Source organism: Anaerocolumna xylanovorans DSM 12503 (assembly GCF_900143645.1).
Taxonomy (GTDB): Bacteria; Bacillota; Clostridia; order Lachnospirales; family Lachnospiraceae; genus Anaerocolumna; species Anaerocolumna xylanovorans.
Map to the genome: position 1 here is coordinate 258,596 of NZ_FRFD01000006.1, position 14,900 is coordinate 273,495.

8 protein-coding genes are annotated in these 14,900 nt (G+C 41.6%); all 8 read left to right on the plus strand.

Annotation, left to right across the window (positions count from 1 at the left end):
* The first annotated feature begins 36 nt into the window (after nucleotides 1–36).
* The 8 genes from rpoC to BUF11_RS11665 all read left to right on the plus strand — a co-directional run bounded on the left by rpoC (nucleotide 37) and on the right by BUF11_RS11665 (nucleotide 14,747).
* Nucleotides 37–3,759, plus strand: coding sequence for a DNA-directed RNA polymerase subunit beta' (gene rpoC, locus BUF11_RS11630; protein ID WP_073589016.1), 3,723 nt, complete (start codon nucleotides 37–39; stop codon nucleotides 3,757–3,759).
* Nucleotides 3,760–4,613: 854 nt separating this feature from the next.
* On the plus strand, nucleotides 4,614–6,692 hold the full coding sequence (nrdJ, locus tag BUF11_RS11635; RefSeq protein WP_073589017.1) for a ribonucleoside-triphosphate reductase, adenosylcobalamin-dependent: 2,079 nt from the start codon (nucleotides 4,614–4,616) through the stop codon (nucleotides 6,690–6,692).
* A gap of 219 nt (nucleotides 6,693–6,911) precedes the next feature.
* A complete protein-coding gene (gene rpsL, locus BUF11_RS11640) occupies nucleotides 6,912–7,331 on the plus strand; it encodes a 30S ribosomal protein S12 (protein ID WP_073279882.1) in 420 nt (139 codons plus the stop codon).
* Nucleotides 7,332–7,624: 293 nt separating this feature from the next.
* Entirely contained in the window at nucleotides 7,625–8,095 is a 471-nt protein-coding gene (gene rpsG, locus BUF11_RS11645; RefSeq protein ID WP_175562044.1) for a 30S ribosomal protein S7, read from the plus strand.
* 153 nt (nucleotides 8,096–8,248) lie between these two features.
* Nucleotides 8,249–10,369 (plus strand): elongation factor G, encoded by a 2,121-nt coding sequence (fusA, locus tag BUF11_RS11650; protein ID WP_073589019.1) that lies wholly within the window; start codon nucleotides 8,249–8,251, stop codon nucleotides 10,367–10,369.
* A 176-nt stretch (nucleotides 10,370–10,545) separates the two neighbouring features.
* Nucleotides 10,546–11,739 carry an elongation factor Tu gene (gene tuf, locus BUF11_RS11655; protein ID WP_073589020.1) on the plus strand — a complete coding sequence of 398 codons (1,194 nt, stop codon included), beginning with the start codon at nucleotides 10,546–10,548 and terminating at the stop codon, nucleotides 11,737–11,739.
* Nucleotides 11,740–11,951: 212 nt separating this feature from the next.
* The gene (locus BUF11_RS11660; protein ID WP_073589021.1) at nucleotides 11,952–13,115 is read left to right on the plus strand and encodes a PucR family transcriptional regulator; all 1,164 of its coding nucleotides are present in this window, start codon (nucleotides 11,952–11,954) and stop codon (nucleotides 13,113–13,115) included.
* A gap of 216 nt (nucleotides 13,116–13,331) precedes the next feature.
* Nucleotides 13,332–14,747 (plus strand): aminotransferase class III-fold pyridoxal phosphate-dependent enzyme, encoded by a 1,416-nt coding sequence (locus BUF11_RS11665; protein WP_278277144.1) that lies wholly within the window; start codon nucleotides 13,332–13,334, stop codon nucleotides 14,745–14,747.
* Nucleotides 14,748–14,900: the final 153 nt, after the last annotated feature.

Consider the following 14,900-nt stretch of genomic DNA (forward strand, 5'->3'; position numbering starts at 1 on the left):
TGAAAAATCCGTCACTATGAAAGGGAGTGCCAGATGATGCCAGAAGTGGTAAATAACCAAAGTAGTCAGGATATAACCTATGATGCTATAAAAATCGGCCTTGCTTCTCCTGAAAAAATCAGAGAGTGGTCCAGGGGCGAGGTAAAGAAACCGGAGACTATTAACTACAGAACCTTAAAGCCTGAAAAAGACGGACTGTTCTGTGAAAAAATCTTCGGACCCAGCAAGGATTGGGAGTGTCATTGTGGAAAATACAAAAAAATTCGTTATAAAGGTGTTGTATGCGACAGATGCGGTGTTGAAGTAACAAAAGCGTCTGTCCGCAGGGAGAGAATGGGGCATATTGAACTTGCTGCCCCCGTATCCCATATATGGTACTTTAAGGGTATCCCCAGCCGTATGGGCTTAATTCTGGATTTATCCCCCAGAACGCTTGAAAAAGTACTCTACTTTGCATCCTATATTGTACTGGATAAGGGAACCAGTGACTTACAGTACAAGCAGGTTCTTAATGAAAAGGAATACCGTGAAGCCTATGAGAAATATGGCAACAGATTCCGTGTAGGCATGGGTGCGGAAGCAATTCAGGAGCTTTTAATGGCAATTAACTTAGAGGCGGAATCCAAAGAGCTAAAGAAGGGCTTAAAGGATTTTACCGGACAGAAGAGAGCCAGAGTTATCAAGAGACTGGAAGTAGTAGAAGCTTTCCGTGAATCAGGAAACAGACCGGAATGGATGATACTTTCCGTTGTTCCTGTAATTCCTCCGGATTTAAGACCTATGGTTCAGCTGGATGGCGGACGTTTCGCTACCTCTGATATGAACGACCTGTACAGAAGAATCATCAACCGTAACAACCGTTTAAAGAGACTTTTAGAGCTCGGAGCACCTGACATTATCGTAAGAAATGAAAAGAGAATGCTTCAGGAAGCAGTAGATGCTTTAATTGATAACGGAAGAAGAGGAAGACCCGTTACAGGACCCGGAAACCGTGCCTTAAAGTCCTTATCCGATATGTTAAAGGGTAAGCAGGGACGTTTTCGTCAGAACTTACTTGGTAAGCGTGTTGACTATTCCGGACGTTCCGTTATCGTAGTTGGTCCCGAATTAAAGATTTATCAGTGCGGTCTCCCCAAAGAAATGGCAATCGAATTATTTAAACCCTTTGTTATGAAGGAATTAGTTGCTAAGGGAACTGCCCATAATATAAAATCCGCCAAGAAGATGGTGGAAAGACTTCAGTCCGAGGTATGGGATGTGTTAGAAGAGGTAATCAGAGAGCATCCTGTAATGCTTAACCGTGCCCCGACACTTCACAGACTCGGTATACAGGCTTTCGAGCCGGTACTGGTAGAAGGTAAAGCTATCAAGCTTCATCCTCTTGTTTGTACTGCTTTCAACGCTGACTTCGACGGTGACCAGATGGCTGTGCATTTACCTTTGTCCGTAGAGGCACAGGCAGAGTGCAGATTCCTTCTGCTTTCCCCGAACAACCTCTTAAAGCCCTCCGATGGTGGTCCCGTAGCCGTTCCTTCACAGGATATGGTTCTTGGTATTTACTATCTGACTTTACAGAAGCCCGGAGATTTAGGAGAAGGACACTTCTTTAAGAGTGTAAATGAAGCAATCTTAGCTTATGAAAATGGTGCTATCACACTTCATGCAAGAATTAATGTAAGACGTACCGGAGTGAACAGTGAAGGTGCAACAGTTACCAAGACCATTGAGTCCACCTTAGGACGTTTTATCTTCAATGAAATTATAAGCCAGGATTTGGGATTTGTAGACAGGAGCAATCCTGATAACTTTCTTTTACCGGAAATTGATTTCCATGTAGGAAAGAAGCAGCTTAAGAAGATTCTTGAGAAATGCATCAATACTCATGGAGCTACAAAGACTGCGGAAACACTGGATGCCATTAAATCCTTAGGATACAAATATTCCACAAGGGCAGCCATGACCGTATCCATTTCCGACATGACCGTTCCTCCTCAAAAGAAGACCATTATTGCAGGAGCAGAAGCAAGAATAGAAGAGATTTCAAAGAACTTCCGCCGCGGTCTTATGACAGAGGATGAAAGACATAAAGCAGTTATTGATACCTGGAAGGTAGCCGATGATGATATTACAGAAGCTCTTCTTACGGGACTTGATAAATACAACAATATTTACATGATGGCTGACTCCGGTGCCCGTGGTTCCGATAAGCAGATCAAACAGCTTGCCGGTATGCGTGGTCTTATGGCGGATACATCAGGACGTACCCTGGAGCTTCCTATTAAGTCCAATTTCCGTGAAGGTCTGGACGTTTTGGAATACTTCATGTCTGCTCACGGTGCCAGAAAGGGTCTCTCCGATACTGCTCTTCGTACAGCCGACTCCGGTTACTTAACCCGTCGTCTGGTAGACGTATCACAGGATCTCATTATACGTGAAGTTGACTGCTGTGAAGGAAAAGAAGTCCCTGGAATGTGGATTAAGGCCTTTACAGATGGCAGTGAAATGATTGAAAGCTTAGAAGAGAGAATCACCGGAAGATATTCCTGTGAGACGATCAATGATGATGACGGTGAGGTTATTGTAAAGGCTAACCATATGATAACCCCTAAGCGTGCTGCTAAGATTGTAGCAACAAAGAAAATCCAGGAACAGGGCTATGGCGCTAAGGTAAGGATTCGTACCATCTTAACCTGTAAATCTCATATTGGTGTATGTGCGAAATGCTATGGCGCTAACATGGCAACAGGTGAAGCAGTACAGGTAGGTGAGGCAGTTGGTATTATCGCGGCACAGTCCATTGGTGAGCCCGGTACACAGCTTACTATGCGTACTTTCCATACCGGTGGTGTTGCTGGTGATGATATCACACAGGGTCTTCCCCGTGTTGAAGAGTTATTTGAAGCAAGAAAACCCAAGGGACTTGCAATTATTGCAGAGTTCGGCGGCGTTGTAACGATAAAGGATACCAAGAAAAAGCGTGAAGTCATTGTAACAAACAATGAAACCGGAGAGGCCAAGACCTATCTGATTCCTTACGGTTCCCGTATAAAAGTATTAGACGGAGATGTTTTGGAAGCTGGTGATGAACTGACAGAAGGTAGCGTAAATCCTCATGATATCTTAAAGATCAAAGGAGTTCGTGCCGTTCAGGACTACATGATCCAGGAAGTTCAGCGTGTATACCGTTTACAGGGTGTTGAAATCAATGATAAGCATATTGAGGTTATCGTTCGTCAGATGTTAAAGAAAATCCGTATCGAGAATAGCGGAGATGCTGAATTCTTACCTGGTAAACTTGTGGATATACTGGAATTTGAAGATGTCAATGAAGAGTTAAAAGAGAGAGGATTAACCATTGCAGATGGCAAGCAGGTAATGCTTGGTATCACAAAGGCATCCCTTGCAACCAACTCTTTCCTTTCTGCCGCTTCCTTCCAGGAAACTACGAAGGTATTGACAGAGGCTGCCATTAACGGAAAAGTCGATCCATTAATCGGACTTAAGGAAAACGTTATTATAGGTAAACTGATTCCTGCCGGAACCGGTATGAAGAGATACCGCTCTGTAAAATTAGACAGCGATATGGAAGAAGAGATTATCCTTTCTGAAGATTTTGAAGACAGTAGTTATCAAAATTTCAATTATTCAGATGATGCCATGGACGATGATTTAGATAGTATTGAGCTGGATGAGTTCGAGGATGAAGAATTTTCAGATGAGGAATTCGAGGAAGAACCTTCCGATGATTCTGAGAAATAATCGAAACAATAGAGAATGATTATTTTACAAAAATTAAATAAATAACAGCAAAGGGAGTTGTTTCAAAACTAATTGATTAGTTTTGAAGCAGCTCTTATTTTTATGTCAATAAGCGTCTTTGTTCTTTTCATCCGTATCTTTTGCATCCAGTTCGTATAATAGGCCTTCCCAGAGTTTTCTATCTTTTAGTTGGGCAAGGCTAATTCCTTTTTCCTGAAACTAATTTATGTAAGGCTGATTCTTTTTCGAGGCTTGGCTCCTAGTAAAGCGGAGAACCAATTCTATTCATTATCGTTAGTGTACCTTCTTTCAAAGTTATTTTAAATAAAAATTACAAGCTGCCAAAAGTTTGCTTTATCCTCTATTGCATAGGGGGTTGCCAAACTGCCAATATGGGCATCTTTAGCAGAGACCTTAGCAGCTTGTAATGGCGTTATAGAAAATAATTTCCAAAATGACTACTGTAGAAGTCTGATCTATATAATCTTTGTCTAATCTGCATATTCTCTCCAATAAAATGTATCCGCCTGAAAAGTGCTTAATACGAGAGGATTGATATTAAGTTATCCGGCAATACTTTAATTGATGACAGGGATAATATATTCTAAAGGGGCCACTTGATTAGATTGACATACATATTGTGTTGGCGTATAATATTTACACAATATATAGTGCTATTGCGAGGCGTGATAAAGCCAGTGTGAAAATTAAAATACAATTTCCCCTTTTATCTGTGCGCTACTCCAGGCAAGCTTGCGATATTCAGAGGGATTGTGTAAAAAGTACAATATATATTTCGACTACATATCCAGGAATATCAAATGGAAGATTTGATATTCACGAAAGGAGCTTACATGAAAGAACTGTTATCAAAAGAATTTTTATCTAAATACATGGATGTAGAGAGTCCTCTTAAAGGCATTGGAGAGTTTATATATTTGAGGACCTATTCGAGATACATAAATGAAAAGGGCAGAAGGGAGAACTGGTTTGAAACTGTCCTTCGAACAGTTAATTACAATGTAATGCTGGGAGTTGATTATAAGAAAAAGCATGGCATTGAGATTGATTGGGAGGAAGAGAGAAAAGAAGCGGAGAGATTTTTTGAAGCCTTATTTTACTTAAAGACCTTTCCAGCCGGCAGAACCCTTTATATGGGAGGTACGGACATTGTAAAGGAATATCCCCTCGCCAATTATAACTGCTGCTTTACGACCATTGAAAATCTGAAGGATTTTACGGATGTTTTTTATTTGCTGATGTTAGGCTGTGGCGTTGGCGTCCGCTTGGAAAAGAAGGTAACAGGATCATTGCCCGGAATCAGAAAAGTCGGGATGACAGGAAGATATGAGGAAGGTGTGAGGTCCCTTTTGACAAAAGAAGAAAGGGAAAACACTACCCTTGCGCTTAAGAAGGATACGGCAACACTTTCTATTGGAGACAGCAAAGAAGGCTGGTGCAAAGGACTGGAACTGTATTTTGAACTTATAAGCAGTGAGATTTATCAGGATGTTAAAACGATAACCATAGACTACAGTTATGTCAGACCGGAAGGGGAACGACTCAAGCGGTTTGGCGGAAGGGCCTCCGGCTATAAATCCTTAAAGAGAATGTTTGAAAAAATAAATGAAGTAGTAGCAGATTCCAATGGAGAGTTAAAGACAATCCATCTTTTGGATATCGCTACAATTATCAGTGAAAATGTAGTATCCGGCGGTGTCAGAAGAAGTGCTATGATGGTAATCTGTGAGGAAGATGATAAAGAGGTCATAAATGCCAAGAGAAATCTCTATAAGGTGGTAGATAACCAGTGGATAGAGGATACGAAAATATCCCACCGGAAAATGAGCAATAATTCCGTGCTTTATAATCGAATACCCACAAAGGATGAAATTAAGGCAATTCTTAACTCGATACGGATTAACGGTGAACCCGGTTTTCTAAATAACAGAGAAGCCCTGCGCAGAAAGGGAACCTTTCAGGGCTGCAACCCCTGCGGAGAAATACTGTTACGTTCCAAACAATGCTGCAATTTGTCCACTAATAACCTGTTGAGCTTTGTAAAAGAAAATAACACTCTTGATATGGAAGCACTGTTAGAGGTAATCAGGCTTTCTGCCAGGCTTACTCTTAGGATGACACTGGTAGATGTAGAACTTCCTGCCTGGAATAAGGTCATGCAGGAGGATAGGATTGTAGGAGTATCCTTGACAGGGATGATGGATATGATGAACAGAACCGGTATGGGTTATGAGGAGTTAAGAAAATTACTCATAGTTTTAAAGAAAGCAGTTCATGAAGAAGGAGAGAAGTACTGCAGGGAACTGGGGATAGAGAAACCAAGGCTTATGACTACCATCAAGCCGGAGGGAACCCTGTCCAACCTGCCGGGAGTCAGTTCAGGTGTGCATTATTCCCATGCTCCTTATTATATCAGAAGGGTCCGGATTTCCGTAACAGATCCTCTGTATAAAATGATTGAACAGCAAGGATGCTATCCTGTCTATAACGAAGTGGGACAGAGTGATGAAAATTGCACGGTTAAGGTTATTGAATTCCCTGTGAAGTCACCGGCCGGTAAGACAAAGTACCAGGTGAGTGCATTAGAACAGCTTAATCTTTATAAGCTTACAATGGAAGCATGGACTGACCATAATACTAGTATCACCGTACATGTAAGGGAAAATGAATGGGAAGATGTTGCGGAATGGCTTTCTGAAAATTTCGACAAGGCAGTTGGAATTACCTTTCTTCCATTAATGGAAGAGACTTACCCCTTGCTTCCATATGAATCCACAACGAAAGAAGATTATGAAGAACGTATCAGATTAAGCAGACCTGTTGATTATACGCTATTAAATAAATTGGAAAATGAGGGAGACAATGAACTTCTGGATGAGGATTGTGAGTCCGGGGCATGCCCGGTAAGATAAAGAAAACGAAGAATTTATTAAAATTTTACATGAAATTATCACAAATAAGCGGAATTTAACAGTCTTAGTGGTATTTTCATTTGAAAACCCTTGACAAAAAAAAATGTTTAAAGTATAATCATAAGGCGCGATTTTATATTGCGTCAATGTTTATGTTTATTTTAAGCAAAAGGCAAGGCGGCTCAATGAAATCTTATAATAATCAGGAGGTGAAAATTAATGCCTACATTTAATCAATTAGTTAGAAAAGGTAGAAAGACGGTTGAGAAGAAATCTACTTCTCCTGCTCTTCAAAAAGGATTTAACTCCTTAAACAAGAAGTCTACTGACGTATCCTCACCCCAAAAAAGAGGTGTGTGTACAGCAGTTAGAACTGCAACTCCTAAGAAGCCTAATTCAGCTCTTAGAAAAATCGCCAGAGTCCGTCTTTCTAACGGAATCGAAGTAACAAGCTATATCCCCGGAGAAGGCCACAACCTTCAGGAGCATAGTGTTGTTCTGATCAGAGGTGGAAGGGTTAAGGATTTACCCGGTACCCGTTACCACATTGTCAGAGGTACATTAGATACAGCAGGTGTTGCTAAGAGAAGACAGGCTCGTTCCAAGTATGGAGCGAAGAGACCTAAAGCAGGTAAATAATTAAGTTTTTCGCTAATCATTAAGTGCCGGATTAATTTTTATTTCAGATTGGGGTAAAATAAAGGAGCCGCGTTTTATCACCGCAGAGGAAGAACATTTTGTTTCACCAACGGAATAGATTTGAAAGATAAGTTAAACTGTGCGCGAACACAACCATCCGGTTAAGCCGGGGATGTGAGTACCGATGATTTAAGGGAACTTATGCAGGACAGAACAGGTAAAGCCTGTTTGTCTATCCGGAATAAGCATTTCTTTATTTCCGGGCAATAAGGATTATTAAGGAGGGAAGAAACGTGCCACGTAAAGGACATATACAAAAAAGAGATGTATTGGCAGATCCTATTTACAAGAGTAAGACTGTAACAAAGCTTATCAATAACATCATGTTAGACGGTAAGAGAGGAACTGCACAGAAGATTGTGTACGGAGCCTTTGAAAGGATAGCAGAGAAGTCTGGAAAAGAAGCTACCGAAGTTTTCGAAGAAGCTATGAATAACATCATGCCGGTTCTTGAAGTAAAAGCAAGACGTATCGGCGGTGCTACCTATCAGGTACCAATCGAAGTAAGACCTGACAGAAGACAGGCATTAGCACTTCGCTGGTTAACACTCTACTCCCGTAAAAGAGGAGAGAAGACCATGGAAGAGAAGTTAGCAAACGAGATTTTAGATGCTGCGGGCAATACCGGTTCTGCTGTTAAGAAAAAGGAAGATATGCATAAGATGGCAGACGCTAATAAGGCATTTGCACATTACCGCTGGTAATCTTCTGAACTGGGTTATGGTCTATACCAAAACCCACGCAGCTTTATAAATGCAGGCAAACTGACATGGCATAGGCTGATGCAGTTGACTGCGGATAAATTTATTCTGTGATTGCTTAATCGCAGGTGACTATTAAGATAAGGAGGAATTTCCTTGGCTGGAAGAGAATACCCGTTAGAAAGAACCAGAAACATCGGTATCATGGCTCATATTGATGCCGGTAAGACTACGCTTACAGAGCGTATCTTATACTATACCGGTGTTAATTATAAAATTGGTGATACTCATGAAGGAACTGCTACTATGGACTGGATGGAGCAGGAACAGGAAAGAGGTATCACAATTACTTCAGCCGCCACTACATGTCACTGGACACAGGAATTAGAGCACCAGAAACTGCCCGGAGCACTTGGTCACCGTATCAATATCATTGATACACCGGGACACGTTGACTTCACAGTAGAAGTAGAACGTTCTTTGCGTGTTCTTGATAGTGCCGTTGGTGTATTTTGCGCTAAGGGCGGTGTTGAACCTCAGTCTGAAACTGTATGGCGTCAAGCTGACAAATACCACGTACCCAGAATGGCTTTCGTTAATAAGATGGACATTTCCGGTGCGGATTTTTACAATGTAATTAGCATGATCAAGACAAGACTTGGTAAAAATCCTGTTGCTATCCAATTACCTATTGGTAAAGAGGATGAGTTTAAGGGTCTTATCGACTTGTTTGAGATGAAGGCTTATTACTACAATGATGATAAGGGTGATGATATCAGCATCACTGAAATACCTGCTGATTTATTAGAGCAGGCAGAGGAATACAGAGCAGCTATGATTGAGTCTATCTGTGAGACAGATGATGATTTGCTTGAAAAATTCCTGGAAGGTGAAGAACCTACAACAGTTGAATTAAAGGCAGCTCTTAGAAGAGCAACGATTGCAACGACCATTATTCCTGTAACCTGCGGTTCCGCATATAGAAACAAGGGTGTACAGAAGTTACTGGATGCCGTTATTGAATATCTGCCAGCTCCTACTGATATCGCTGATATCAAGGGTATGGACGAAGAAGGTAACGAAGTACACAGAAAGTCTTCTGATGAAGAGCCTTTCGCAGCTCTTGCCTTTAAGATTATGGCCGATCCTTTCGTAGGAAAACTTGCATTCTTCCGTGTATACTCCGGTACCTTAAATGCAGGCTCCTATGTTCTTAACTCAACAAAGAATAAGAAGGAACGTGTTGGACGTATCTTACAGATGCATGCCAATAAGAGAGAAGACCTGGAGAAAGTATATTCCGGTGATATTGCAGCAGCAGTTGGTTTAAAGGGCACCACAACAGGTGACACTATCTGCGATGAAAAATCTCCTGTAATTCTTGAATCCATGGAATTCCCTGAACCTGTTATCGAGGTTTCTATCGAACCTAAGACAAAAGCAGGTCAGGACAAGATGGGTGAATCTTTAGCGAAGTTAGCAGAAGAAGATCCTACGTTCAGGACTTACACCAATGAAGAAACCGGACAGACAATTATTGCCGGTATGGGTGAGCTCCATCTTGAAATTATCGTAGACAGACTTCTGCGTGAATTTAAGGTTGAGGCAAATGTAGGTGCACCTCAGGTTGCTTACAAAGAAACCTTTACCAAAGCTGTGGAAGTTGACTCTAAATATGCTAAGCAGTCCGGTGGACGTGGACAGTACGGTCACTGTAAAGTTCGCTTTGAGCCTATGGACGCCAATGCAGAAAAGACTTTTGAATTCGTATCAACCGTTGTAGGCGGTGCTATTCCGAAGGAATACATCCCCGCGGTAGGTGCCGGTATTGAAGAAGCTACTAAAGCCGGAATCCTTGGCGGATATCCTGTACTTGGTATTAAGGCTACTGTATACGATGGATCCTACCATGAAGTAGACTCCAACGAGATGGCATTCAAGATTGCCGGTTCCATGGCATTTAAAGATGCGATGCAGAAAGCAGGGGCTGTTTTATTAGAGCCCATCATGAGAGTAGAAGTAACAGTTCCAGAAGAATATATGGGTGATGTTATCGGTGATATCAGCTCACGCCGTGGACGTATCGAAGGCTCTGAAGATATCAATGGTACAAAGCTTATCAGAGGATTTGTTCCCCTCTCAGAAATGTTTGGTTATTCCACTTCCCTTCGTTCCAGAACACAGGGCCGTGGAGCTTACTCCATGTTCTTCTCAAACTATGAATCTGTTCCTAAGAGCGTACAGGAAAAGGTACTTGCTGCAAAGAGTAAGAACTAGTCCACAAATATGCGTGGAATCGTTAATTATGCTTGAAAATATTTCTAAACTGAAATATAATATAAGCATATAAGCTAAAAATCAAATGCCCGCAGGTGGGCTTGGTCCATTACCTGACAGGCAATTAAAAAGTATATGCACAAAGATGCATTTATTTAAAGGAGGACGTTAAAAAAATGGCTAAAGCTAAGTTTGAAAGAAACAAACCCCATTGTAATATTGGTACCATCGGACATGTTGACCATGGTAAAACTACTTTAACAGCTGCTATCACAAAGACTCTTCATGAGAGATTAGGTACAGGTCAGGCTGTTGCTTTCGACCAGATCGACAAAGCTCCCGAAGAAAGAGAAAGAGGTATTACAATCTCTACAGCTCACGTTGAGTATGAATCCAAGAAGAGACATTATGCTCACGTTGACTGCCCTGGACATGCCGATTATGTAAAGAATATGATTACCGGTGCTGCTCAGATGGATGGTGCTATCCTCGTAGTTGCTGCTACTGACGGTGTTATGGCTCAGACAAAAGAGCACATCCTGTTATCCCGTCAGGTAGGTGTTCCTTACATCGTAGTATTCATGAACAAGTGTGATATGGTTGATGATCCCGAATTACTTGAATTAGTAGAGATGGAAATCAGAGATCTGTTAACAGAGTATGAATTCCCCGGAGATGACACACCTATTATCCAGGGTTCTGCTTTAAAGGCTCTTGAAGATCCTAACGGACCTTGGGGAGACAAGATTATCGAATTATTCGATGCAGTTGACACTTGGATTCCTGATCCTCAGAGAGAGACAGATAAGCCTTTCTTAATGCCTGTAGAAGATGTATTTTCTATTACAGGACGTGGTACTGTTGCTACAGGCCGTGTTGAGCGTGGTGCTCTTCATGTATCTGAAGAAGTTGAAATCGTTGGTATCAAGGAAGAGACACGTAAAGTTGTTGTTACTGGTATCGAAATGTTCAGAAAACTTCTTGATGAAGCACAGGCTGGTGATAACATTGGTGCACTTCTTCGTGGTGTTCAGAGAAACGAAATCGAAAGAGGACAGGTTCTTTGCAAACCCGGTTCCATCAAGTGCCACAAGAAATTCACAGCTCAGGTTTACGTTTTAACCAAAGATGAAGGTGGACGTCATACTCCTTTCTTCAACAACTACAGACCTCAGTTCTATTTCAGAACAACTGACGTTACTGGCGTTTGTAACCTTCCTGAAGGTGTTGAAATGTGCATGCCTGGTGATAATATCGAAATGAACATCGAATTAATCCATCCTATCGCTATGGAGCAAGGTTTAGGCTTCGCTATCCGTGAAGGTGGACGTACAGTTGGTTCCGGTAAAGTTGCTACAATCATTGCTTAATTAAATATGAGCCTAGATCCTGTTAATGAAGGGGTCTAGGCTCTTTTTTTTGCAAATTAATAAGGCGGCCTTCAGGAAATGCACAGTAATCTCCTTATTTACTTTATCTCCTGTATTATGTTATAATTTCTGCATATTTTTATTTTTAACAGGAAAATTATAAGCAGGCAATATGCCTGGAGGATTAAGACGGTAAGTTGGAGGTGATAAGGATGGCAATTGCAGTCAGTAAGCTTTATCGGAATTGTGCTTCGCTTTATCAGATGCAGCTTCTTGCAGGACATAAGGGATTGGGGAATCTTGTTGAGTGGGTGCATATAGTGGAAGATCAGGAGGTATCCTCCTTCCTTCATGGGCATGAGCTGATTTTTATAGCTGGCTATATGTACCGTGACGATGGATGGCTCCTGAATTTTACAAAGGAGCTTTATAAGAGTGGGACAAGTGCTTTTGTCATTAATCTGGGTCCCTATATAAAAAGTGTACCAAAGGAGGTAGTCGACTTTTGCAACGAAGTAGACATGCCTCTTTTTACTATTCCATGGAAGATAAGGCTGGTGGATGTGACCCGTGATTTTTGCACTCGCATTATGCACAATGAGAGCGTAGAAGCAAGCGTTGCATCAACAATTAAGGATATCATATTCAAGGTTGGAGACATTGAGACACAGATACAGCATATGGAGCGTAACGGTTATAAGCGCGACTGTCACCTCTGCTTTGTTAATATGTCCATTCATAGCGTGGATGAACAATATAACAGTGAAAACATGGAGAAGTTAAGGCTTTTTGTGGAGCAGATTGCAAGGACCAGCCAGCGGATGTTTATTTCCTTTACCTATCAGGCAAATCTGGTGGTGGTCCTGTCAGAAAGTGATATGTATAATGTCCGTAAATTCGTGGAGGAACTCATGAATCTGATTCGCAAAAAGAAGGACAGCTTTTCCATAAATATGGGAGTAAGCTCTATTATGCAGGGTCTTATGAATCAGGATATCAATTTTGAAAAAGCCATAGCTGCTAATGAGATGGCAGAAAAAAGAAAGGTTCGGGTCACCTACTATGATGAGCTTGATATCTATAAGGTGCTCCTGGCAGTAAAGGATAAAAAGGTTCTGAAAGAATTCTATCATGAGGTCTTTGGCAGGCTTGAGCAGTATGATGCAGAAAATGGAACAGACCTGATGGGATTTTTACGCTCCTACTTGGATAACAACGGAAGTCCTCAGCTGGTATCGGAGCAGCAGTTTATTCACCGCAATACAGTGAATAACCAGTTAAAGAAAATTGAGAAAATTACCGGCTATAATCTGCTCAATCTGGAAGAAAAGGTACGCTGCAGCATCGGATATATGATACAGGATTTAATAACTTAACCGGAAGAAAGGTATAGAAGAAAGGAACTTTTACCGCACCATGTGCAACCGCACAACAAAGAGTGGTCACTCACTTATTGAATATGAAAGAGCGTACACTTATAATGATACTACATGAAAGGGTACAGCAACGGAGCGGTTCTTAGGAACAGCTCCCTTTTTATCTTATAGGAAAATTATGTCCTATAAGATAAAAGCCCTGCGGGCAGGATGCACATGATGCGCCAAGGAAGTTGTCACTGCGTGACGGTGCATCAGCACCAGAGTCTGGCAAGCCAGACTCTTTCTTGTAAGGAGGATGATGATATGACAGGTGAAGAAGTTAAGAGCATGCAAAAAGAGTATAGCCTACAATCCTGGAGTAAGCAAAAGGGGCTTAATCCAATTCCCGTAGAGAAAGGGGAGGGAATTTATTTTTGGGATTATGAGGGAAACCGCTATACGGATATGTCTGCCCAGTTGGTTAATATGAATGTTGGCTTTGGGAATAAGGCAATTAATGATGCTATCAAGGAGCAGGTGGATAAGTTCTGCTATGCGGCACCTTCCTATGCAGTTGAAGCCAGGGCAAAGCTTGCAAAAAAGATTATTGAGTTGATGCCGGATAACATGGGGAAGGTTTTCTTTACCAATGCCGGTGCGGAAGCCAATGAAAATGCCGTTAAGATGGCACGTATGTATACCGGTAGATTTAAAATCTTCAGCAGGTACCGCAGCTATCATGGTTCCTCCTTCGGAGCGGGGAATCTGACCGGTGAGCCAAGAAGGTATCCCTTAGAACCGGGGATTCCGGGGTTCGTTAAGTTTTTTGATCCGTATATCTATAGAGAGGCAGTCCCCTTTGAATCAGAGGAAGCAGCTACAAAATACTATATTGCAAAGTTAAGAGAGCAAATCCTTTATGAAGGACCAAACAGTGTGGCTGCTATTGTAATTGAGACTATAACCGGCTCCAACGGTGTATTGATTCCGCCCAAGGGTTATTTGCCGGGGATGAGAGCACTTTGCGATGAATTCGGTATCCTTTTAATATGTGATGAGGTAATGGCAGGCTGGGGAAGGACCGGCAAGATGTTTGCTTTTGAGAATTTTGATATAAAGCCGGATATCGTAACCTTTGCTAAAGGGGTGACCTGCGGCTATGTACCTCTTGGCGGAGTGGTGGTCAGCAAAAAGATTGCAGAATATTTTGACGATAATCTGCTGTCCTGCGGTTTAACCTACAGCGGGCATCCGCTGGCCTGCGCAGCGGGAGTTGCCTGTGTGAATTACTACGAGGAAGTAAATATCCTTGAGCATGTCAATGAGGTCGGGGAGGTTCTTGGCGAAAAATTAGAAGAATTAAAAGCAGCCCATTCCTGTGTCGGAGATGTACGCTATATAGGACTGTTCTCTGCCGTTGAGCTGGTAAAAGATAAGACTACAAAGGAAGCCCTTGTGCCTTATGGAAAAGATCCGGAGGGCACTATGGGGAAGATTCTTGGAAAATTAAAAGAAAGAAAATTCATGACCTATACCCATGAGAACATGATTCTGATTGCTCCTCCCTTAATCATAACAAAGGAGCAGATTCTGGAAGAACTGGAAAAGCTTGATGAAGTACTTTCAATTGTAGATAAGGAGTTTATCTAATTAAAGAAGTGATTGTGCAGTTGAACAGATAATATTGGTCATATAGTAATTGATTTTCCGCTTGTCCATGATATATAATTCGTCTATATTAATTCTGAAGTATAAATAATTGATTTTAAACAGCGACGGAGCTATTTTAGGAAGATTCCGCCG

Excerpts from the sequence above, each read along its gene's own strand:
- rpoC (WP_073589016.1), top strand. The coding sequence starts at position 37 with ATGCCAGAAGTGGTAAATAACCAAAGTAGTCAGGATATAACCTATGAT.
- nrdJ (WP_073589017.1), top strand. The coding sequence starts at position 4,614 with ATGAAAGAACTGTTATCAAAAGAATTTTTATCTAAATACATGGATGTA.
- rpsL (WP_073279882.1), top strand. The coding sequence starts at position 6,912 with ATGCCTACATTTAATCAATTAGTTAGAAAAGGTAGAAAGACGGTTGAG.
- tuf (WP_073589020.1), top strand. The coding sequence starts at position 10,546 with ATGGCTAAAGCTAAGTTTGAAAGAAACAAACCCCATTGTAATATTGGT.
- BUF11_RS11660 (WP_073589021.1), top strand. The coding sequence starts at position 11,952 with ATGGCAATTGCAGTCAGTAAGCTTTATCGGAATTGTGCTTCGCTTTAT.
- BUF11_RS11665 (WP_278277144.1), top strand. The coding sequence starts at position 13,332 with ATGATGCGCCAAGGAAGTTGTCACTGCGTGACGGTGCATCAGCACCAG.